The organism is Allobosea sp. 05T422_2 (genome assembly GCF_056396265.1).
This window is the reverse complement of sequence record NZ_JBFTLD010000116.1, coordinates 1-19,649: the sequence shown is the minus strand read 5'-3', so window position 1 is coordinate 19,649 and position 19,649 is coordinate 1. Positions and strand designations below refer to the sequence as shown.

Annotated in this window: 14 protein-coding genes and 3 pseudogenes; 10 read left to right on the top strand and 7 right to left on the bottom strand. The window is 64.9% G+C overall.

Annotated elements, in window-relative coordinates:
- Positions 1 to 392 precede the first annotated feature (392 nt).
- From scpB to AC1DJT_RS19870, 5 genes and pseudogenes are all read right to left on the bottom strand, one after another.
- A pseudogene (gene scpB, locus AC1DJT_RS19890) lies at positions 393 to 898 on the bottom strand (SMC-Scp complex subunit ScpB); the annotation flags it as partial.
- 242 nt (positions 899 to 1,140) lie between these two features.
- The gene (locus tag AC1DJT_RS19885) at positions 1,141 to 2,754 is read right to left on the bottom strand and encodes a hydantoinase B/oxoprolinase family protein (RefSeq protein WP_441492585.1); all 1,614 of its coding nucleotides are present in this window, start codon (positions 2,752 to 2,754) and stop codon (positions 1,141 to 1,143) included.
- Positions 2,754 to 4,805 carry a hydantoinase/oxoprolinase family protein gene (locus AC1DJT_RS19880; RefSeq protein ID WP_476834715.1) on the bottom strand — a complete coding sequence of 684 codons (2,052 nt, stop codon included), beginning with the start codon at positions 4,803 to 4,805 and terminating at the stop codon, positions 2,754 to 2,756. Before AC1DJT_RS19880 ends, AC1DJT_RS19885 begins: the two co-directional genes overlap by 1 nt.
- Positions 4,806 to 4,823: 18 nt before the next feature.
- On the bottom strand, positions 4,824 to 5,663 hold the full coding sequence (locus AC1DJT_RS19875) for a PfkB family carbohydrate kinase (RefSeq protein WP_476834714.1): 840 nt from the start codon (positions 5,661 to 5,663) through the stop codon (positions 4,824 to 4,826).
- Between the two features lie 34 nt (positions 5,664 to 5,697).
- Positions 5,698 to 6,711 carry an SIS domain-containing protein gene (locus tag AC1DJT_RS19870; RefSeq protein ID WP_476834713.1) on the bottom strand — a complete coding sequence of 338 codons (1,014 nt, stop codon included), beginning with the start codon at positions 6,709 to 6,711 and terminating at the stop codon, positions 5,698 to 5,700.
- 210 nt (positions 6,712 to 6,921) lie between these two features.
- Here AC1DJT_RS19870 and AC1DJT_RS19865 point away from each other — a divergent pair, with 210 nt between their 5' ends.
- Both AC1DJT_RS19865 and AC1DJT_RS19860 read left to right on the top strand, forming a co-directional pair.
- On the top strand, positions 6,922 to 7,668 hold the full coding sequence (locus AC1DJT_RS19865) for a GntR family transcriptional regulator (RefSeq protein ID WP_476834712.1): 747 nt from the start codon (positions 6,922 to 6,924) through the stop codon (positions 7,666 to 7,668).
- Positions 7,669 to 7,735: 67 nt separating this feature from the next.
- On the top strand, positions 7,736 to 9,061 hold the full coding sequence (locus AC1DJT_RS19860) for an NAD(P)/FAD-dependent oxidoreductase (protein ID WP_476768589.1): 1,326 nt from the start codon (positions 7,736 to 7,738) through the stop codon (positions 9,059 to 9,061).
- A 72-nt stretch (positions 9,062 to 9,133) separates the two neighbouring features.
- On the opposite strand, the gene AC1DJT_RS19855 is transcribed toward AC1DJT_RS19860, so the two are convergent.
- The gene (locus AC1DJT_RS19855; protein ID WP_441492580.1) at positions 9,134 to 10,660 is read right to left on the bottom strand and encodes an ABC transporter substrate-binding protein; all 1,527 of its coding nucleotides are present in this window, start codon (positions 10,658 to 10,660) and stop codon (positions 9,134 to 9,136) included.
- A gap of 404 nt (positions 10,661 to 11,064) precedes the next feature.
- Between AC1DJT_RS19855 and AC1DJT_RS19850 the strand changes: the two genes are divergently transcribed.
- The 7 genes from AC1DJT_RS19850 (at position 11,065) to AC1DJT_RS19820 (ending at position 18,856) form a co-directional block, all read left to right on the top strand.
- Entirely contained in the window at positions 11,065 to 11,493 is a 429-nt protein-coding gene (locus tag AC1DJT_RS19850) for a RidA family protein (protein WP_476768585.1), read from the top strand.
- A gap of 14 nt (positions 11,494 to 11,507) precedes the next feature.
- Entirely contained in the window at positions 11,508 to 12,665 is a 1,158-nt protein-coding gene (locus AC1DJT_RS19845; protein ID WP_476834711.1) for an NAD(P)/FAD-dependent oxidoreductase, read from the top strand.
- 12 nt (positions 12,666 to 12,677) lie between these two features.
- Positions 12,678 to 13,391: an SDR family NAD(P)-dependent oxidoreductase gene (locus AC1DJT_RS19840; protein ID WP_441492577.1), complete on the top strand. Its 714-nt coding sequence runs from the start codon at positions 12,678 to 12,680 to the stop codon at positions 13,389 to 13,391.
- 120 nt (positions 13,392 to 13,511) lie between these two features.
- Positions 13,512 to 15,065 carry an ABC transporter substrate-binding protein gene (locus AC1DJT_RS19835; RefSeq protein WP_476834710.1) on the top strand — a complete coding sequence of 518 codons (1,554 nt, stop codon included), beginning with the start codon at positions 13,512 to 13,514 and terminating at the stop codon, positions 15,063 to 15,065.
- A 154-nt stretch (positions 15,066 to 15,219) separates the two neighbouring features.
- On the top strand, positions 15,220 to 16,158 hold the full coding sequence (locus AC1DJT_RS19830; RefSeq protein WP_441492575.1) for an ABC transporter permease: 939 nt from the start codon (positions 15,220 to 15,222) through the stop codon (positions 16,156 to 16,158).
- Positions 16,155 to 17,045 carry an ABC transporter permease gene (locus tag AC1DJT_RS19825; protein ID WP_441492574.1) on the top strand — a complete coding sequence of 297 codons (891 nt, stop codon included), beginning with the start codon at positions 16,155 to 16,157 and terminating at the stop codon, positions 17,043 to 17,045. The genes AC1DJT_RS19830 and AC1DJT_RS19825 overlap by 4 nt, the downstream gene beginning before the upstream one ends.
- Positions 17,042 to 18,856 carry an ABC transporter ATP-binding protein gene (locus AC1DJT_RS19820; RefSeq protein WP_476834709.1) on the top strand — a complete coding sequence of 605 codons (1,815 nt, stop codon included), beginning with the start codon at positions 17,042 to 17,044 and terminating at the stop codon, positions 18,854 to 18,856. The genes AC1DJT_RS19825 and AC1DJT_RS19820 overlap by 4 nt, the downstream gene beginning before the upstream one ends.
- A gap of 197 nt (positions 18,857 to 19,053) precedes the next feature.
- On the opposite strand, the pseudogene AC1DJT_RS19815 reads toward AC1DJT_RS19820, so the two are convergent.
- Positions 19,054 to 19,275, bottom strand: a pseudogene (locus AC1DJT_RS19815) (ABC transporter substrate-binding protein); the annotation flags it as partial.
- Between the two features lie 170 nt (positions 19,276 to 19,445).
- On the opposite strand from AC1DJT_RS19815, the pseudogene AC1DJT_RS19810 reads away from it, so the two are divergent.
- Positions 19,446 to 19,649 (top strand): annotated as a pseudogene (locus AC1DJT_RS19810) (ABC transporter substrate-binding protein); the annotation flags it as partial.

Here is a 19,649-nt window from a genome sequence, read left to right as displayed (position 1 = left end):
AACTTGCTGATCAACCCGGCGCACCCCGGAGCCGCGAGCATCAGCATCCAAAGCACAAAACCATTTGATTTCGATAGGCGGCTCTGGCTCCCCCTCACATACATGCCTCCGTGAGGAGAGCCTGCCGATCGGCGGGACAGATCTCAAAAATGGAAGGGTGGCAGGTCTCATGACAGCCGCCCTTCTTCATGTCGGCTCACCCATCTGGTTGGTTGAGGCGCGGGCTGCTCGATCCACTTCTTCATCTCATTGAAAGACCCATCGGCCGAGCCCGCGCGCCTGGTTGAACTCATCGATGAAAGGCCTCTTCGCTGGCTCGGCTCATCATGCTGGCTCAATTCCGCCCGTCGCGCCCCGATCATTGGCGACGCCGTCGCGTTCCGCGTGCCCTCCCCGTCGTCGGCGCCGCTCGTCGGGATCTCCTCAGCCAGGAGCGTGTCCTTGGTCAGCAGGCCGGCATCCTCGAGCTTTTCGAGATCCGGCAGGTCGCGCAGGCTGGCGAGACCGAACGCCGACAGGAATCTGTCGGTCGTGACATAGGTATAGGGCGCCCCCGGCTCCGGCCTGCGCGGTCCGGCCGTGATCACGCCGGCGCGTTTTAAGCGCCGCAACGCTGTCGCGACTCGTCTCCTTGCCAAAGACTTTACCGAGCTCGCTGCGGGTGATCGGCTGCAGATAGGCGATCCCGGACAGAAACAGCATCTCGGTCTGCGACAGGCTGGCGGCCGCTTGCGGCGCTCCCGACACCGCCCGGATCGCCGGGGCAAAGGCGCCGCGCGTCCGGTGCGGCCAGCCCCCCGGCGACAGCGACCAGGTCATAGGGGCGGCCGCGCAGCTCCTCGCTGATGTCGGCAATGATCAGATCGATCGCACAGTCGCGACCGACCACCTGCGCCAATTACGGGAGCGCCCATGGGCGTCGACCTCTCGATAGGGGCGGTCCACTGATCATCTCACCAAACGCATGTTCAGCCGGCGCGAGGCGAGGCACTCGCTCYCGCCATTGCCGGCGATGCTCTGGCGTGCTCTTGCGGGTAGGGCGGGCSGCTCGCCCGCGGACGAGCCTCGCGCATCTTTGGCGCAACGTTCTCGGGCGGAATCGGCGCAATACGGGCACCAGCTCCGGGAGATCTCCGCCCGTTACTGCTGCGCCAGGCGCCCTTCGGCAAGGTCGCGCGCCTGCGCCTCCGGATCGCGCTCCGCCGGCGGACCGTAGCCGCCGGCACCCGGCGTGATGATCTCGACGATCTGTCCGGGTTCGAGTGCACCATCGCCCCTTGTGAAAGGCGCGACACCCTCGCTGAAGGAGAAGGAGCCGCCCTGTCCTGGCTCGCCGCCGGCGATGCCCCAGGGTCGCGACTTTAGGCGCGAATTATCCACGTTGAGCCGGCAGGGAGCCTCGGCCCGGTAGACGCGGCGAAGGCCCATGCCACCACGCTGGCGGCCGCGCCCGCCCGAGCCATCGACCAGTTCATAGCGCAGCAGCGTCAGGGGGTACTCGACCTCGAGCGCCTCGACCGGCAGGTTCGAGGTATTGGTCATGTGGACATGCACGCCGTCGAGACCGTCCTTGCCGGCGCGTGCGCCGGAACCGCCTCCTATCGTCTCAAGATAAACCCAGAGATCACCGCTATCCGGCATCGCCCCCATGAAGGTCGCCGATGCCACGGCCCCGGAGCAGGCCGCGATGACACGATCGGGCACCGCCTGGGCGAGCGCCCCATGGATCAGGTCGACGACCCGTTGGCAGGGTGCGATGCGCCCGTTCACCGCCGCCGGATGCAGGCAGTTCAGCACCGTGCCTTCCTTCGCTGCAACGGTGAGTGGTCGTGCGAGGCCGGCATTGGGCGGGATGGTCGGGTCGGCCACTGTCTTGACGGCGTAATAGACGGTCGAGAGCAGCGCGGTATAGACCATGTTGAAACCCGCGCGAGCCTGTGGCGGGCTGTCGAAGGCGAGCGTCATCTCCTCGCCAGCGACCGTGATCGCGACCGAGAATTCCATCTCGTCATCGAGCTCGGGATTGTCGAAGCGGTCGCTGAACCGATAGACGCCATCTGGAATCGAGGCGATGCCGGCGCGCATCTTGCGCTCCGCATAGTCCTGCAGTGCCTTGCCGGCCGCGAGCACGGTGGTGCGGCCATATTTGTCGCAGAGCGCCCTGACGCGCTCAACGCCAAGGCGGTTCGCAGCCATCTGGGCGCGCAGGTCCGAGAGTCGCTCGCGCGGAACCTGGCAGTTGAGCAGGATCAGCTCCTGCACATCCTTCATCAGGGTGCCGCCGTCATAGAGGCGGATCGGCGGGATGCGCAGGCCTTCCTGATAGATATGGGCGTGGCCGCGATCGGCGAAATCGGAATGATGCGCCGTGTTGACGGCCCAGGCGACCATCTTGCCGTCGTGGAAGACCGGCTCGGCCAGCACGATGTCGGGAAGGTGGGTGCCCCCGCCCTCATAGGCGTCGTTGCCGATGAAGACATCGCCCGGCTTCATCTCCGAGACGGCATGGCGCTTCAGGATATGCGGGATGATGCCGATGAAGGAGCCGAGATGCATCGGGATATGCTCGGCCTGGCACAGCGTGTTGCCTTCAATATCGAAGAGCGCAGTCGAGCAGTCGCGGCGTTCCTTGATATTGGTCGAGTAGCTCGCCTTGACCAGCGCCTCGCCCATTTCCTCGGTGATGGAGGCGAAGGCGCTGCCAATGACCTCGACGGTGATCGGATCAACGGTGACGGGTGTAGGCGCGTTCATCACGGCGTCTCCAGGATCAGGTTGAGATAGGGTTCGACACGGGCGGTCATGCCGGGCAGCAGCACCGTGGTCGCATCCATCTGCTCGATGATCGCCGGGCCCTCGATCAGATTACCCGATTTGAGCTTTTCCCGGTCGTAGAGCGCACAATCGACGAAGCCTCCGGTTTCCGGAAACCAGACCTCCCGACGCCCCATGATGGCCGCGGAAGCATCCGGGCCGGCGTCGGGCTCGGGCCGAAACTCGGCCTTGGGCACGAAACCGATAGCCTCGACGCGGTAGGTCACAAGCTGGACCGGTTCGCCTTCGGCCACGAATCCGTAAAGGCGCTTGTGGGCTTCGGCAAAGCCCTCCGCCAAAGCCCTGATGGTTGTAGGCGTGATCGGCCCGTCCGGGACGTCAATGGCGAGCTCGTAGTTCTGGCCGTGATAGCGAAGATCGGCCGTGCGCTTCAGCTCGCGATCGGCAGGCGCGACATTCTCCTCGGCAAACCAGTGCTCGGCCTGGGCTTCAAGGCCTGCGAAAATCTCGGCCATGTCGGGGACGAGCCCATCCCCCAGCGTCGCGAGCCGGGTGGTGGCGAAATTGGCGCGCAGGTCGGTCAGAAGCAGGCCGAGTGCACAGCCGATTCCGGGATTGCGCGGCACGACGATGCGCTTCATCTCCAGCTCGCGCGCCAGCCGCGCGGCATGGAGCGGCCCCGCGCCGCCGAAGGCGACAAGCGCGTAGTCGCGCGGATCATGCCCGCGCTGCACGGAGATGACGCGGATCGCCTTGGCCATATTGGCGGTCACCACGGAGATAATGCCCTGCGCCGTCGCCATAAGGTCGAGGCCGAGCTGTTCCGCAAGCCGGCCGATCGCCTGTTTGGAGAGCGCCTGGTCGATCGGCATGCGGCCACCGAGCAGATGGGTCGGGTTCAGCGTCTGGAGCACGACATTGGCGTCGGTGACCGCCGGTTCGGTCGAGCCGCGGGCATAGCAGACCGGCCCGGGGTCGGCGCCGGCACTGCGCGGGCCCACCTTGAGCAGGCCGCCGGAGTCGATCGCCGCAATCGAGCCGCCGCCGGCGCCGACGGTGTGGATGTCGAGCATGGGCGCCTTGATCGGGTAGCCATGGACATTGGCTTCGCTGGCGAGCTTGGCCTCGCCGCCACGAAGCAGCGCGACATCGGACGAGGTGCCGCCCATGTCGAAGGTGATCAGGTTCTCGATGCCGGTCATGCGGCCGATCGCCTGCGCGGCAACCACGCCGGTCGAGGGGCCCGAGAGCACGGTGCGCACCGGCAGGCGCGCCGCCATGTCGAACCCGATGACGCCGCCATTGGACTGTGTCAGATGCGGCGTGGTGGTGACGCCGAGTTCCTTGAGCCGCTCGGCAAGACGCCGGATGTAGCCCTGCATCACCGKGCCGAGATAGGCGTTCACTACCGCAGTCGAGATGCGCTCATACTCCCGGAACTCGGGCGCGACCTCATGCGAGGCGCAAATGAAGGCCTCCGGAAATTCCTCTGCGACGATGCGCCTTGCCGTTTCCTCATGCTCGGGCCTGACGAACCCGTAGAGGAAGCCAATGGCGACGGCCTTGACGCCGGCCGCTTTCAGCTCCCGCGCGGCCTGGCGCACGCCCTCCTCGTCGAGCGGCGTCTCGACGGAACCGTCATGGCGCAGCCGTTCCGCGACGCCGAAGCGCAGGTCGCGGGTGACCAGCGGCGCCGCCTTGTCGACCTGAAGATCATAGAGATCCGGCCGCTTTTGCCGGCCGATCTCGATCAGATCGCGGAATCCATCGGTCGTGATCAGCCCGGTCCTGACGCCGCGGTGCTGGATTAGGGCGTTGGTGCCCACCGTCGTGCCGTGGCCGAAATAGGCGACATCTGCGGGCTTGGCGCCGACGCGCTCCGTCCCCTCCTGGGTACCGCGTGCAATGGCGCGGGAGGGATCGTCCGGGGTCGAGGGAACCTTCCAGACGGCAACCTGGCCACTCGCATCATCGAAGAGGCAGACATCGGTGAAGGTGCCGCCGGAGTCGATCCCGATACGCCAGGCCATGAGCTCAAACCCTCTCCATCAACAGGCTGCGATCTCCGCAGCCGCGGACCATGGCGTGCCATGGCCAAAACCACCCTGATAAGCGCAGATCGCCGCCGCGTGGGCCGCGCCCGCAGCCAGGGCGTCCGGAACCTCTCTCCCCTCCAGCACCGCCAGAAGGAATGCGGCGATGAAACCATCTCCCGCGCCCAGCGTATCGACGATTTGGGCAGGGGTGATCCCATGGCGATGGAATACCCCACCTGCCAGCGCGAGCGAGCCGCGCTCGCCGCGCGTCACCACCACGAGACCCGGACCGGTCTCGAAGCAGCGACGGGCGAGGTCGCTGCATTCCGCGTCGGAACCTGAGGGGAAGGAGAGGAAGGCGATGTCGAGATGGGGGAGCGTGGCGGCCAGATTGGCCTCAGTCCAGCGCTMGGAGAAATCATAGGAGAAACGGCGTATCGAGGGGCGCAGCGCCGCGAGATCGGCATCCAGTTCGCTGTAGATGCTCGAATGCACCAGGTCGAAGCCGGCGATATAGGTGAGATCCTCAGGAAGGAAACCGCCCCATTCTCCGCGGACACCGCGTTGCGATCGCAGGAAATGGCGGTCATTGCCGTCATGGCCAATGAAGGCCCGGGCATTGTCGCCGGGGAGCACCCGGCAGCGGCCCGTGTCGACCCCCTCCTCGCGCAAGGCGTTGACGATCRGTGTCCCGGCTTCGTCGGAGCCCAGGCAACCCATGTAACCCGTCTCGGCGCCGAGACGGTGCGCCAGCACGGCGACATTGACAGCATTGCCACCCGGAAACTGCAGCGCGCGATCGACATAGGTGTCGACCGTGTTATCGCCGAGTCCGAGCAGCCTGCAGGTCATGGACGTGTCCCTGGCCGATTTCCCATGCGCCTGATCAGTAGGCGACCTTCCACATATAGCGGCGGGTCGAGAGCGGCTGGTTGTGTAGCACCGAGAGATGCGCCGCCATCCGCTTCAACGCCGACTGCAGGATATAGGGCGCGACGATGGGGCGGATTTCCGGCGCGACACCCGCCATCGCGAAATCGCGGGAATCATATTTCATGACGCGTTCGGCATAGGTGTCGCAGAAGCTGGTGACACGCTCCATCAGTGGCCGGCTCGGGTCCTCTCCGCTGATCAGGATCAGCGGTGTCTGGCGATCGATGATCTCGAACGGGCCGTGGAAGAACTCCGCCGCCTCGATCGGATAGCTGTGCAGCCAGAGCATCTCCATGAGGATGCAGACGCCGAAGACATAGGCCGTGGTGAAGCCCGGCCCCGAAGCKACATGGTAGAAGTTGCGATCCTTGGCATAGAGACGGGCATCGGCTGCGGCCCGCTCCTCGTTCTGCTCGGCCGCATCGCAGATGKCGGCTGGGAGCGCGTCCAGCGAGGCAACGAGCTTGTCGCCGAGCGGCCAACCTTCCTTCGCGCTCATGATGCCGCCGACCAGCGCCTGCATCAGCATGAACATGGCGGCGAAGGATTCGCTGGTATCGCCCACCACGAAGCTCTCGGGGGCCGCGGCAGCGAGCGGCTTGTCGGCATATTGGCTGAAGGCCACGACCTTGCAGGGCTTGCCCATCAGGGTTGCCGCGGCCGCGACGGTCTCGGGTGTCGTGCCGGACTTGGAGGCGAGCAGAACCAGCGTGCGCTCGTCGAGGCGCGGCGGATTGATCGCCATGAACTMGGCCGGGAAGTAGCGTCGCACCTCGATTCCAGGGGAATAGTGCTCGAGCCAGTACTTGATGCCGAGCATGGCGCGGTTCGCCGAACCGCAGGCGACAAGGTAGATCCGGTCGATCTGCGGGGCGAGGCGGCGACCGAGCGCGTACGCCTCGGGCACGGCGGCACGAGTCTGGGCGAAGCCCTCATGAACGCGGGTGCGGTCAAAGGCGATGGACATGGGAGGAACCGATTCCGTAAGCGGAGAATTGCGAGGTTCAAGGAATTGGTATACACCAACCACCTATACCAATTCGTGTCAAGCATAGTCCAACTGACTTATGGCCACCTCGCCGACAATGGATTCTCGTGTTTCAGTGCCTCCGGGGATGTGGAGCCGGCGCAATCCTCGCTATATGCGGGAACGGGAGAGGCCCGAGAGACACCAGCCATGCGCGAACCCGTGAAACGGGCCAAGCCGATCTATGTCGAGGTTMAAGACTACCTGCTCGACCTCATCAGCGGACCGGATTACGGCCCCGGCGACCGGGTGCCGTCCGAGCGCGCGCTGGCCGACACGCTCGGCATCAACCGCATGACCGTGCGCAAAGCGATCGACAAGCTGGTCGACCGCAATGTGCTGGAGCGCAACGGCACCAGTGGGACGCGCGTTCCCCTGGTTCAGGTGACGCGCCCGATCGACGTGCAATCGACGCTCGGCATCACCCGGATCATCCGGAACGCTGGCGGCAACCCGGGCAGCAAGCTGCTGCATTTCGGAGAAGAGAAGGCGACCGAGAGCATCGCTCGCCGGCTCGACATCCCGGTCGGCGCCGAGTTGGTCATGTTCCGCCGGCTGCGCAGCGTGAACGACGAGCCCTTCTGCATCGAGACCAGCCATCTGCCGGCCTCGCGCTTCGCCGGGCTGCTCGCGGAAGACCTCATTGGTGGGCAATCGCTCTATGAGCTGCTGCGAGAGCGCTATGGCGTCGAGGCCAGCGCCCGCGACCGCGAGATCGGCGTTGGCATTGCAACCGATCTCGAAGCCCGGCTTCTGCAGCTCAAACCCGGCTCGCCCACGCTCGTGTTGCGGCTGATCGCCCGCGACGGTGAAGGCAAGCCGATCGAATACATGAAATCGGTCAACCATCCGCATCACGTCGTCTTCCGCAGCTCAACGCCCGCCTCACAGGACTGACCATGCCGCTGCCCGCCTCCCGTCCCCGGCCGGAGGCCGGTCTGTCCTCTTCGAGCGCGGAGCAGGCCTGATGGGCATCACCATCGAAACCGTCGACCCGGACGCGGCTCTCCCTGCGAGGAGCGATGTCGTCATCATTGGTGGCGGCATTATCGGGATCATGACCGCGCTCTTCCTGGCCAGGGACGGGATTTCCGTCACGGTCTGCGAAAAGGGCGAGGTCGGCCATGAGCAGTCCGGCCGAAATTGGGGCTGGGTCCGGATCATGGGCCGCGACCCCGGCGAGATCCCGCTCGGGCTGGAAAGCATGCGGCTCTGGTCGGAGATGGACAAGCTCGTCGGCGGCGATACCGGCTTCACCCGCTCAGGCATCGCCTATGTCGCCGATACGCCCGCTGCACTCGCCCAGCATGAGGCCTGGCTCGATCATGCCAGGCAATATCAGCTTGACTCCCGGCTCCTCAGTTCGCGCGAGATCGAGAGCGTTCTGCCCGGCTGCAAGCGCGCCTTTACCGGTGCCCTGTTCACGCCGAGCGATGCGCGGGCCGAGCCGCAGAAAGCTGTGCCTGCCATGGCGCGTGCGCTGCGCCGGCATGGTGGCACCGTCCTGACACGGTGTGCGGTGCGCGGCATCGAGACCAAGGCCGGCCGGGTCAGTGCTGTGGTGACGGAGCGCGGCACGATCGCCTGCTCACAGGTCGTGCTGGCCGGCGGCGCGTGGTCGCGGCTCTTCCTCGGCAATCTCGGTATCGATTTTCCGCAGCTCAAGGTGCTCGGTTCGGTGCTGCGCACCCAACCGCTGGACGGTCCTCCGCCCTATGCCGTCGGCGCCTCGGATTTCGCCTTCCGCAAGCGCCAGGACGGCGGCTACACCGTCGCCCATCGTGGCGCCAGCACAGCCGAGATCGTGCCGGACTCCTTCCGCCTTTTTGCCGATTTCCTGCCCTCGCTGGTGAAGCAGCGGCAGGAATTTCGATTGCGCCTGAGCCGGCGCTTGCTGGACGAAGCGCGGACGCCGCGACGCTGGGGGCTCGACGAAGTGACGCCTTTCGAGCGCATGCGCGTGCTTGATCCGACCCCCTCGACGGCGATCCTGGACGAGGCGAAAGCCAACCTGATCACGGCGTTTCCGGCCTTTGGGGGAATGAAGGTCGCGCAGGCCTGGGGCGGCTTCATCGATGCGACGCCCGATGCCGTCCCGGTGATCGGCGAAGTGCCGCGCCTGCCCGGCTTCTTCATCGCCAGCGGCTTCTCCGGCCATGGTTTCGGCATCGGCCCCGGTGCGGGGCGGCTCGTCGCCGACCTCATCAGGGGGGCGACGCCGATGATCGACACCAAACCCTTCCGGCTCGAGCGTTTCGCCCGGCTGGCGCGCACCACGCGCGTGGCGTGAGCCCGTCATATCGCGTCCGGCGCTTCCCGGAATGACCGAGCTCGATTGGGCAATACGTAGCCGYGCCGCCGCTTAGCCTAGTGCCGTCTCTTCCATTGCATAGGCCGAGAAGAAGTTCGTGCCGCCGGGCAGGCCCTTGAAGCCGGTGACACCCTTGACCATGCCATAGCCCTGCGAGCGCCAGGCCAGGCCGACCAGCGGCGCCTGCTCCAGCGCAAGCCTTTCGAGTTCGGCATAGATCGCTTTGCGCTTGGCGATATCGAACTCGGCGCGGCCCTTGGCAAAGAGCGCGTGAATCTCCGGTGTCGGTAGGCCGAAGCTGCGCGAGATATTGGCCGGCAATTCGCCGTCGAGCAGCGGGGCGAGCCCGTCGGGGTCATTATTGTCGGCGGTCGTACCCTGGACGCAGAATTCGTAGCGCCCCTTGCCGCCGAGATCGACACGCTGTGCCCAGTCCGGCAGGTTGAGCTTCACGTCGATACCGATTTCGCCGAGCTGGGCCTGCACCACCTCGGCCGTCGATTTGTGCATGCCGTATTGCGCGGTCGAGAGCAGCGTGCAGGGGAAGCCTTTCGGCACGCCCGCTTCCGCCATCAGTTTTTTCGCCCGGTCGGGATCATAGCTCCAGAACGTCGCGCGGCCGGTATCGTAGTAAGGGCTCGTATCCGGAATCGGGATTCCCTGCAGCGGCGTGCCACGCCCGTAGAAGGCGGCCTGGACGATCTCCTCGCGGCGGATCGCGAAACCCACGGCCTGACGCAGCCGCGCATCCTTGAAGGGCCCGGTCGTGCCGTTGAAGTTCAGCCCCATGAAGGGGCCATTGGCGGCGTCGAGCTTGAGGCGTGGATCCTTCTCGATCGAAGCCATATGTTGCCAGGGCACATATTCGATCAGGTCGATATCGCCGGCCTGCAGCCCCGCCACCCGAAGATTCTCGTCGGCATAGGCGGTGAGCTTGATGCCCGCAAGCTTGGGCAGGCCGGGCTTGTAGTATTTGTCGAAGGCCGCGACCTCGATCGACACCCCCCGTTCCTGATCCTTGATCATGAACGGGCCGGCCCCGATCCCAAGCCCGCGCCCCTCGATCGAGTCCTTTGCGATGATCGGCGCATGGGGGCTCGCGAGCCAGATCGGCAAGGTCACCGTAGGCTGCTTCATCACGATGCGGACGGTGCGCGGATCGGGCGTCTCGATCTTCTCGATGCCGCCGAATTCGGATTTCAGAAACGCTGTCGAGTTCGGCAGGGCGATCTGTTCGAGCGTCCATTTCACATCTTCTGCCGTGACCGGCTTGCCGTTGTGGAAGCTCGCCGGCCTGAGCTTGAAGATCCAACCGGTCTCGCCGTCCTGCGTCCAGGATTCCGCCAATTCCGGCCTGACCTCGCCCTTTTCGTCGAAACCGGTGAGACCGCGGAAGATCAGCAACTTGACCGTCAGCGCGGCGGTGCCGGTGTGGACCCAGGGCTGCAGGCTCGGCGGAAAGCTCGACAGCCCGAAGCGCAGGATCTTCTTTGGTGATGCTTGCGAGAAGGCGGAGCCTTTGAGCAGTGGCAGGCTCGCACCAGCGGCGAGAAGGGCACGGCGCGAAATCATCGTCATCGGAGATCCCCTTATTATCGGCCTTCGGGGCAGCATGGATTGGTGTATACCAGTCTGTCAAATCATGATTTGGCTTACGGATGGGGCATCGTGTCCGGCCTGTTTCTGGCGATGCTACGCCGGTGGATGGAGGCGGGGGGATGGTGTTCGCTCACAGAAAGCCGCTCGGCGAGAATGATTGCTTCGGCAACCAACGGCGTTGGAGCAAGATTAGTGCTCCGCTCTCCTCGAAGACGGCGGGCGAGGCCGGCCGAGCGCAAGGGCCCCGCGCTCGCCTCGCACCACACATTCCGCCTCTCGCGACGTCCTTGACAGCTTCGTATCGCTTCGATGGTATATACCAATCTTGCCTGCCTTGAGCCGGCGAGGCGATTGACCGAGCTGTGCCTTAAGGGAGAAGCCCCGTGAGTGAGATCATCAAAGTCAAATCCGGGAGCAAATACGAGGAGCTGAACAGTTATTCGCGGGTGGTGGTCGCCGGCGACATGATTTTCGTCTCCAATACGGCGGGGCGGAATTACAAGACCCGCGCCATCGCAAGCGATGCCCGCGGCCAGGCTGAGCAAGCCTTCAGCAATATCGAGGGTGCGCTTGCGGCGGTCGACGCCTCCCTGAAGGACGTGGTCGCGATCAAGGTTTTCGTGCCTGATATCGCCGACATGGAGCAGGTCAACGACGTGGTCGGCCGCAAGTTTAGGGGGATCGATCCGGCCAACACCACGACCTGTACGCCGCTCGGCCAGCCCGAACTGAAGGTCGAGTTCGAGATCACCGCCTATAAGCGCCGCAACCCCGGCGAAGCCGAAAAGCGGATCAGCGTCGACCTCTCCTGAGCCAAGGCGCTGCCATGCCGGATGTCGTTATCGTCGGAGGCGGGATCAGCGGCGTCGCGGCCTCTTACGAGATCGCCCGTGCCGGCCATTCCGTGACGCTCTTCGAAGCGCGCCACCTGGCGTCGATGGCCTCGGGCTGGACCCTCGGCGGCGTCCGGCAATCCGGGCGCGATCCGGCCGAACTTCCGCTCGCCCGGGCCGCCGTTGAACGCTGGGGCGGGCTCGACACGGAACTCGATGCCGCGACGGGCTATCGCCGTCGCGGAAATCTGCGTCTTGCCCGGACCGAGACTGAAGTCGAAACCATCCGCGAACTGGTGGTGCAGCAACGGCGCCTCGGTCTCGAGATCGACTATCTGCCCGACAACGCGGCGATCCGTACGGTCGCGCCGGCAATCGGCCCGTCGATCCTCGCGGCCTCCTTCTGCCCTGGCGACGGCCATGCCGATCCGGTTCCCGCTGTCCGTGCCTTTGCGGCAGCGGCGTCCCGTCACGGCGCTACCTTCCGCGAGGATGTGACGGTCCGCGCAGTGACACGGTCCGGCTCCAGGGTCACCGGCATCGAGACGATGAGCGGTGAGCTGGTTTTGGCGGATTGCGTCATCGTCGCGACCGGCATCCACGCGCCTGAATTGCTGCAGCCGCTCGGACTTGCATTGCCGCTGATGGTGAAGCTCGTTTGCGTGCTGCAGAGCGTGCCGCTGCCGCCCCTGTTCGAGCAGGTTTTCGGCGTCGCCAATGCCGATGCCGCGGGCCGGCRGGAGATCGACGGGCGCCTACGCGTCACCACCGGCATCGGCGACTGGCTGCATGAGCCGCGCTCCTTGACGGCGGATGCCCTCGCGCCGCGCGCCTGCGATATCGCGACACTGATCGCGCGGGTGACGCAGGTGCTGCCGGCGCTGGCCAATGCCGGGATCGCGCGGCTCTGGGGCGGGCTGATCGACCTGACGCCCGATGCGCTGCCGGCAATCGACGCCCATACCGGCATCGAGGGACTGATCATTGCCGCCGGCTTTTCCGGGCATGGGTTCGGCATCGGCCCGGTCACTGGCGAGATCCTGGCCGATCTCGCCCTGTCGCGGCAGCCGCGCTTCGATCTTGCGCCGTTCAGGCTAGATCGCTTTGCCGGCGTCGCAAGACGCGATGCTGAACTGACCCTGCACGGCTAGAGGACGCCCGACATGCTTGCCCCCGATGGACGCGTGATTCTGATTTCCGGCGCCAATCGCGGGATCGGCCGTGCCATCGCCGAGCTGCTCCATATGGAAGGCTACAGCCTGAGCCTGGGCGGGCGCGATCTCACCTCACTCAAGGCGATGAGTACCGGCTGGGATGCCGCGCGCATCCACATCGCCCGCTACGATGCGCGCGACTGGGCCAGCCAGCGCGCCTGGGTCGATGCTGCCACCGCCCGCTTCGGGCGGATCGACGGGCTCGTCAACAACGCCGGGATGCATAGCGCAATGACGCTGCGCATGCCGGATGAAGCGGAGCTCGACGCGATCTGGGCGGTGAACTGCAAAGGGCCGCTCAACCTGATCCATTGCGCCTTGCCGCATCTGGAGGCGAGCGGTGCGGGACGCATCGTCAATGTCTCTTCGATGTCGGGCAAGCGGGTGCGGAACGACCACATCGCCTACAACATGACCAAGCATGCGATGATCGCGCTGAACCATGCAGCGCGACGCATCGCCTGGGACAAGGGCGTTCGCGCGACCGCGCTTTGCCCCTCCTTTGTGCGGACCGACATGACCGCGGCAAGCACCGCGCTTGCGCCCGGCGCGATGACGCAGCCCGACGATCTGGCACGATTGATTGCCACCGTGATCGCGCTGCCCAACAATGCCGCCATTGCGGAGTTGCTGGTCAATTGCAGGCTGGAGGATACGCTCTAGGCGCAGGTTCCAAGACAGGGACAGGACGGGCCCAGGATCCCACGAGATCGCCGTCCTGCCTCGGTATCACCGGCGAGAAAGCCGGGATCTTCGACATCCAAGAAAAGCAAGGGAACAGCAATGAAACGAACCGGTTCAATTCTCGCAGCCATGCTGGCGAGCGCGCTGATGGCAAGTCCGGCGCTGGCCCAGAAGACGGTCCTGACCGTCGGCATGCAGAGCGCCGACGCGGGCGTGCTCGACCCGCATCTGAACTCCGGCACGCCGGGCAAGGCGATGCTGCAATGGATGTTCAACGGCCTGGTCCGCATCAAGCCGGGCGAGCTCTCGCCCGAATTCATGGAGCCCGATCTGGCGGAGAGCTGGACCGCCTCGGCCGACGGCAAGGAATGGACCTTCAAGCTGCGCCAGGGGGTGCAGTGCCACCATGGTTATGGCGAATTCACTTCGGAGGATGCGGTCTATTCGCTGAACCGCGCCGCGACCAAGGAAAGCTCGGCCTTTTCGTCGGATTACGGCGCTGTCGACAAGGTCGAAGCCCCCGACAAATACACGGTGAAGATCACGCTGAAGCAGGCGATACCGAGCCTGCTCGGCATCGTCATGAACTACCATGGCGGCAACATGATCTGTAAGAAGGCGGCCGAGGAGCTGGGCAAGGACGGCTTCGCCAAGAAACCGATCGGCACCGGGCCGTTCATGTTCTCCGAATATGTGCCGCAGCAATACGCCAAGCTTGTCGCCAACCCGAACTATTTCCGCGGCAAGCCGAAGCTGACCGAGATCCTCTACCGTTTCATCCCCTCCGATTCCTCGCGCGATCTTGCCTTTCAAGCCGGCGAACTCGACATGATGCTCGGCCGGCARGAGCAGGCCTGGGTCGATCGCATGAACGCCTTGCCTGGCGTCAAGGTCGTGGCAATGGGTCCGGCCGAGATGTCGGTGCTGCACCTCAACACCAGCCAGCCGCCGCTCGACAATCTCAAGGTCCGGCAGGCGATCGCGCATGCCATCGACCGCAACGCGATCTGGCAGTTCCGCGGCAAGAACATTTCGCGGCCGAGCGTCTCGGTGGTGCCGTCCGGCTATCTCGGTACCGATGAGAAGGCTCTGCTGCTGCCCTTTGATCTCGCAAAGTCGAAGGCCCTGCTGGCCGAGGCCGGGTTCCCCAACGGCCTGACGATCAAGGCGATCAATACCACGCTGCCCTCGATGCTGAGCTTCACCGAGGCTGTGCAGGCGCTGCTGAAGCGAGCGGGCATCACCCTCGAGATCCAGCCGGTCGAGCATGCGACCTTCCACCAKCAGATCCGCCAGGACTTGTCGCAGGTCGTACATTTCCAGGCCGCGCGCTTCCCGGTTGCAGACGTCTATCTCTCCCAGTTCTTCCACTCGCGCGCGATCGTGAAGACGCCGACGGCCGTGACGAATTTCTCGCATTGCAAGGTGGCAGATGCGGAGATCGACCAGGCCCGCTCCGAGACGGACAAGACCAAGCAGCTGGCGCTCTGGAAGACGGCGCAGGAGAAGATCATCGCGGAGGTTTGCGCGGTGCCGGTCAACGAGATGATGCAGCTCTGGGCCTACAAGGACAGCCTCGATCTTGGCTATGAGCTCAAGGCCTCGCTCAATCTCGGCCCGCCGGTCCTGGAAACCACGCGTTTCACCAAGTGAGCGTCCCGGTCCGGGGCAAGGGGTCACCGTCACCGAGTGCTTCGCACTCGGCGCTGGACCCATGGGCCTCGGCCGGGATGACGAATGTGGTTCTGCGCGAGGCAATCCAGCCTCCCGCATCCGGGTCTTCCCTTGTGTCAGGCATGGCGGCAGCATGAGCGCCTTCCTCGTCAAACGCCTCGGCTTCGCGGTCGTCACGCTCTGGGCAGTGCTCTCCCTCGTCTTCGTCGTCGTTAGGATCGTGCCGGGCGATCCGGCGCAGGTCATCCTCGGCGATCAGGCGGATGCCACCGCAATTGCCGCGATGCGCACGCGGCTCGGGCTCGACGCGCCGATCGTCGAACAATACTGGACCTTCCTCTCCGGCGCCCTCAGGGGGGATTGGGGCGTCTCGCTCGTGACCGGCCGTCCGGTGATCCAGGAGATCCTCGCCGTCCTGCCCTGGACAATCGAGCTGACGATCGTTTCGATGGCGATCGGCATTGTCATCGGGGTGCCGCTCGGCGTCTGGGCGGCGATCAACCGCAACCGCATGCCCGACTATGTGACCCGAATCGTCTCGCTGCTCGGCTTGTCCTTCCCGCCCTTCGTCTCGGCGATCATCCTGCTGATCGTTTTCTCGATCATGCTGCGCTGGTTCCCGGTGATCAGCGCAGGGCAGGGCTCCGCCTCGGCCTGGTTCCAGGCGATGGCGCTGCCGGCGCTCAATCTCGGCCTGATCATGGCCGCCTACATCACGCGCGTCGCCCGCTCCGCGATGCTTGAAGTGATGCAGGAGGACTATGTCCGCAGCGCCCGTGCCAAGGGAGTCCCCTGGGGTGTCGTCGTCTGGCGCCATGCCCTGCGCAACGCACTGATCCCGATCATCACGATCGTCGGCCTCTACCTCGGCATCCTGATCGGCAATTCAGTGCTGACCGAGATCGTCTTCAACCGGCCTGGTCTGGGCAAGCTCATCGTCGGGGCGCTGAACCAGCGCGACTACACGATGCTGCAGGGCATGATGGTGATCTACACGCTGATCGTCGTGTTGGTGAACATCGCGACCGACCTGACCTATGCCCTCGCCGACCCCAGGGTGAAGCTGTCATGAGCACCTCAGTCCACGATGCCGCGCCGGTGACCCCGCCGCGCTTGCGTTGGCTCAAGGCGACCATCGGCGCCTTCAACGCCAACAAGACCTCCTGGGTCGGGCTTGTCATTGTCGTCGCCGTGATCCTGGCCGCCCTGCTGGCGCCGCTGATCGCGCCGCATGATCCGCTGGAGCAGAACATCCTGTCGCGGCTGCAGCCGCCGCATGAGAACTACTATCTCGGCACCGACTATTTCGGGCGCGACATCCTCTCGCGCCTGCTCTACGGCGCACGGATCTCGCTGGTGATCGGCATTGCCTCGACCGTCATCGCCATGCTTGCCGGTTCGCTGATCGGCATCCTTGCTGGCTGGTATGGCGGGCGGTTCGACGTGGTGGTGATGCAGGCAATGGATATCCTGCTCGCTTTCCCCTCGCTGATCCTCGGGCTGATCCTGGTCGCCATGCTCGGCCCCTCGATGGAGAACATCACCATCGCGATCGCGCTGACCTCGATCCCCTCCTTCGCGCGGATCGCCCGCGCGCCGACTATTTCGGTGAAGGAGCGTGACTATATCGAGGCCGGCCGCGCGCTCGCCTTCTCCGATGCGCGGATCATGACCAGGCATATCCTGCCCAATATTTTCCCGGAGATCCTGGTGATGGCCTCGCTCTGGCTCGCCAACGCCATCCGGACCGAAGCGTCGCTTGCCTTTATCGGGCTTGGCGTCAAACCGCCGACTGCTACCTGGGGCGGGATGATCCGCGAGGGCTTCGAGAACATCCTCGACAGCTATTGGCTGGTCCTGGCCCCGAGCCTCGCCATCCTGATCATCGTCTTCGCGCTCAATATCCTCGGGGACGGTCTGCGCGACGCCATCGATCCCAAGCTGAAGGGCGAGCGATGAGCGCACCTGTCCTTTCCGTCCAGAACCTGCAGACCGCCTTCCGCATCGGCGGGCAATGGCGCTGGGCCGTCGAAGATCTGAGCTTCGACGTGGCACCGGGCCAGACGGTTGCGATCGTCGGAGAATCCGGCTCCGGCAAGAGCGTCACCGCGCTCTCGATTATGCGCCTGGTCTCGGCTGCCAACGGCCGGATCGAAGGCCGGATCGCGCTCGAGGGGCGTGACCTGCTGGCGCTGCCGGAAGAGGAGATGCGCAAGGTTCGCGGCAATGATGTCGCGATGATCTTCCAGGAGCCGATGACGAGCCTGAATCCGGTGCTCACCGTCGGATTCCAGATTGCCGAGGCGCTGCGCTACCATCGCGGGCTCGACAGGGCGGGGGCCGAGGCCGAGGCGTTGCGGATGCTGGAGCGGGTGCGGATTCCCTCCGCGAAGGCCCGCTTCAGCAACTACCCGCACCAGCTCTCCGGTGGCATGCGCCAGCGCGTGATGATCGCGACGGCGCTCGCCTGCAAGCCAAAGCTCCTGATCGCCGACGAGCCGACGACAGCGCTCGACGTCACGATCCAGGCGCAGATCCTCGAGCTGATCAAGACGCTGCAGGATGAAGAGGGCATGTCTGTCCTCTTCATCACCCATGACATGGGCGTGGTCGCCGAGATTGCCGACCGCGTCGTGGTGATGTGGAAAGGGCGCAAGCTCGAGGACGCGCCCTCGGCTCAGGTCTTCAATTCGCCCGTCCACGGCTACACCAAGGCGTTGCTCGCCGCCGTGCCCAGGCTCGGCGACATGCTGGGGCACGGCCTCCCGTTGCGCTTTCCCCGGATCGACCCGRACAATGGCGAGGTGCGTGGCCAGCCGGTCGAAGCCGCGGATACGGTCAAGGCAGATGAGGCTCCGCTGCTCGAGGTCTCAGGGCTGACGACGCGCTTCGGCATTCGCGGCGGCGTGCTCGGGCGGCTGCGTGGCCGGGTGCATGCGGTCGAGGACGTCTCCTTCACCTTGCAACGTGGCGAAACGCTCGCGCTGGTCGGTGAATCCGGCTGTGGCAAATCAACGACCGGGCGCTCGATCCTGCGGCTGATCGAACCTTCGGCGGGCACGGTGCGCTTCGGTGGCCGCGATGTCACCAAGCTCGGCAAGGCCGATTTGCTCGATGTCCGCCGCAGCATGCAGATGATCTTCCAGGACCCCTTCGCCAGCCTGAACCCACGCAAGAGCGTCGGCAGCGCGCTGGCGGAGCCGATCCTGGTCCATGGCCTTGCCAAGGGCACTGAAGCGCAGGAGCGCGTCGCGGACCTCTTGCGCCGGGTTGGGTTGACGCCCGAGATGGGCGTGCGCTTCCCGCATGAATTCTCCGGTGGCCAGCGCCAGCGCATCGCAATTGCACGCGCGCTGGCACTCTCGCCCAAGCTGGTGGTGGCGGATGAGGCGGTCTCGGCGCTCGACGTCTCGGTGAAGGCCCAGGTGCTCAACCTGATGCTCGACCTGCAGGCCGAGTTCGGCCTCGCCTACCTCTTCATTTCGCATGACATGGCCGTGGTCGAACGCGTCAGCCACCGGGTCGCGGTGATGTATCTCGGTGAGATCGTCGAGCTCGGCCCACGTGAAGCGGTGTTCACCGACCCGCAGCATCCCTACACTCGCAAGTTGCTCTCGGCGGTGCCGGTGCCGGATCCGACCCGGCGCAGCCTGCGCCGCGAACTCGCGGTGGACGAGATCCCAAGCCCGATCCGTGCCCTGGACTGGTCCGCGCCAAGGCAAGCGCTGGTGGAGACGGCTCCCGGCCATTTCGTCAGGCAGGCATTGTGAAAAGATTCGCGCGCTTTCCGATCACGAGACCAAGACCACGTGAAATCCGGCAGGTCTTGGCCACCCACAGCCGGCGGCTCTTTCGGGCATGTTAGCGCCGGAACAAGAACTGTTCCGCCAGACACGCTAAGGCCGAACGAAGTTTGCAGACGTTGCAATATTACCCAAAACCGGACATGGCCGACCGGGATCTGGTAGTTGCCGTTCTGCCAACGGTCCTGCTGGGCACCCCACTCTAACACCTCGACTTCGGCCTTGATGCCCGCAGCCTGGAGCATTGCCTGCGCAATAATGGCGACGTCGAAATTCGCGGCGTTCCGCTTGTTCGTAGTGATGACGATGGTCTCGCCCTTATAGCCAGCTTCCTTGAGCAGCTGCTTCACCCTGGCCGGATCATGCCGAAAGCCCTGCTCATGCACCTCAGTATGGTAGAACGGCTCGGCGAAGAAACGCCTCCATTGGATTTTGACCGCGAGAGAACGTTCTATTTTCACATGTCACAATAGAATTGTGGTCATTTCGGCGGGGTGCGAAACTGGCGGACTATCCGAAAGGCACAKGCCCCAACGCGCTCCAAAAGGACCAGGTGATGAAGCTCAAGGTTGGCAGATGGCTGGTTGCAGCCGCCTTGGGGTTCGCCACCCCTGCGMTTGCCAGTGCAGACCGATTGGTGGTGGATCTGGCGGCCGAACCCTCGACGCTCGATCCGCAGATCCAGTGGAATCCCGATAGCTACTACGTCTACCGCAACATCTTCGACAATCTCGTCACCCGCGACGACAAGGGCGATATC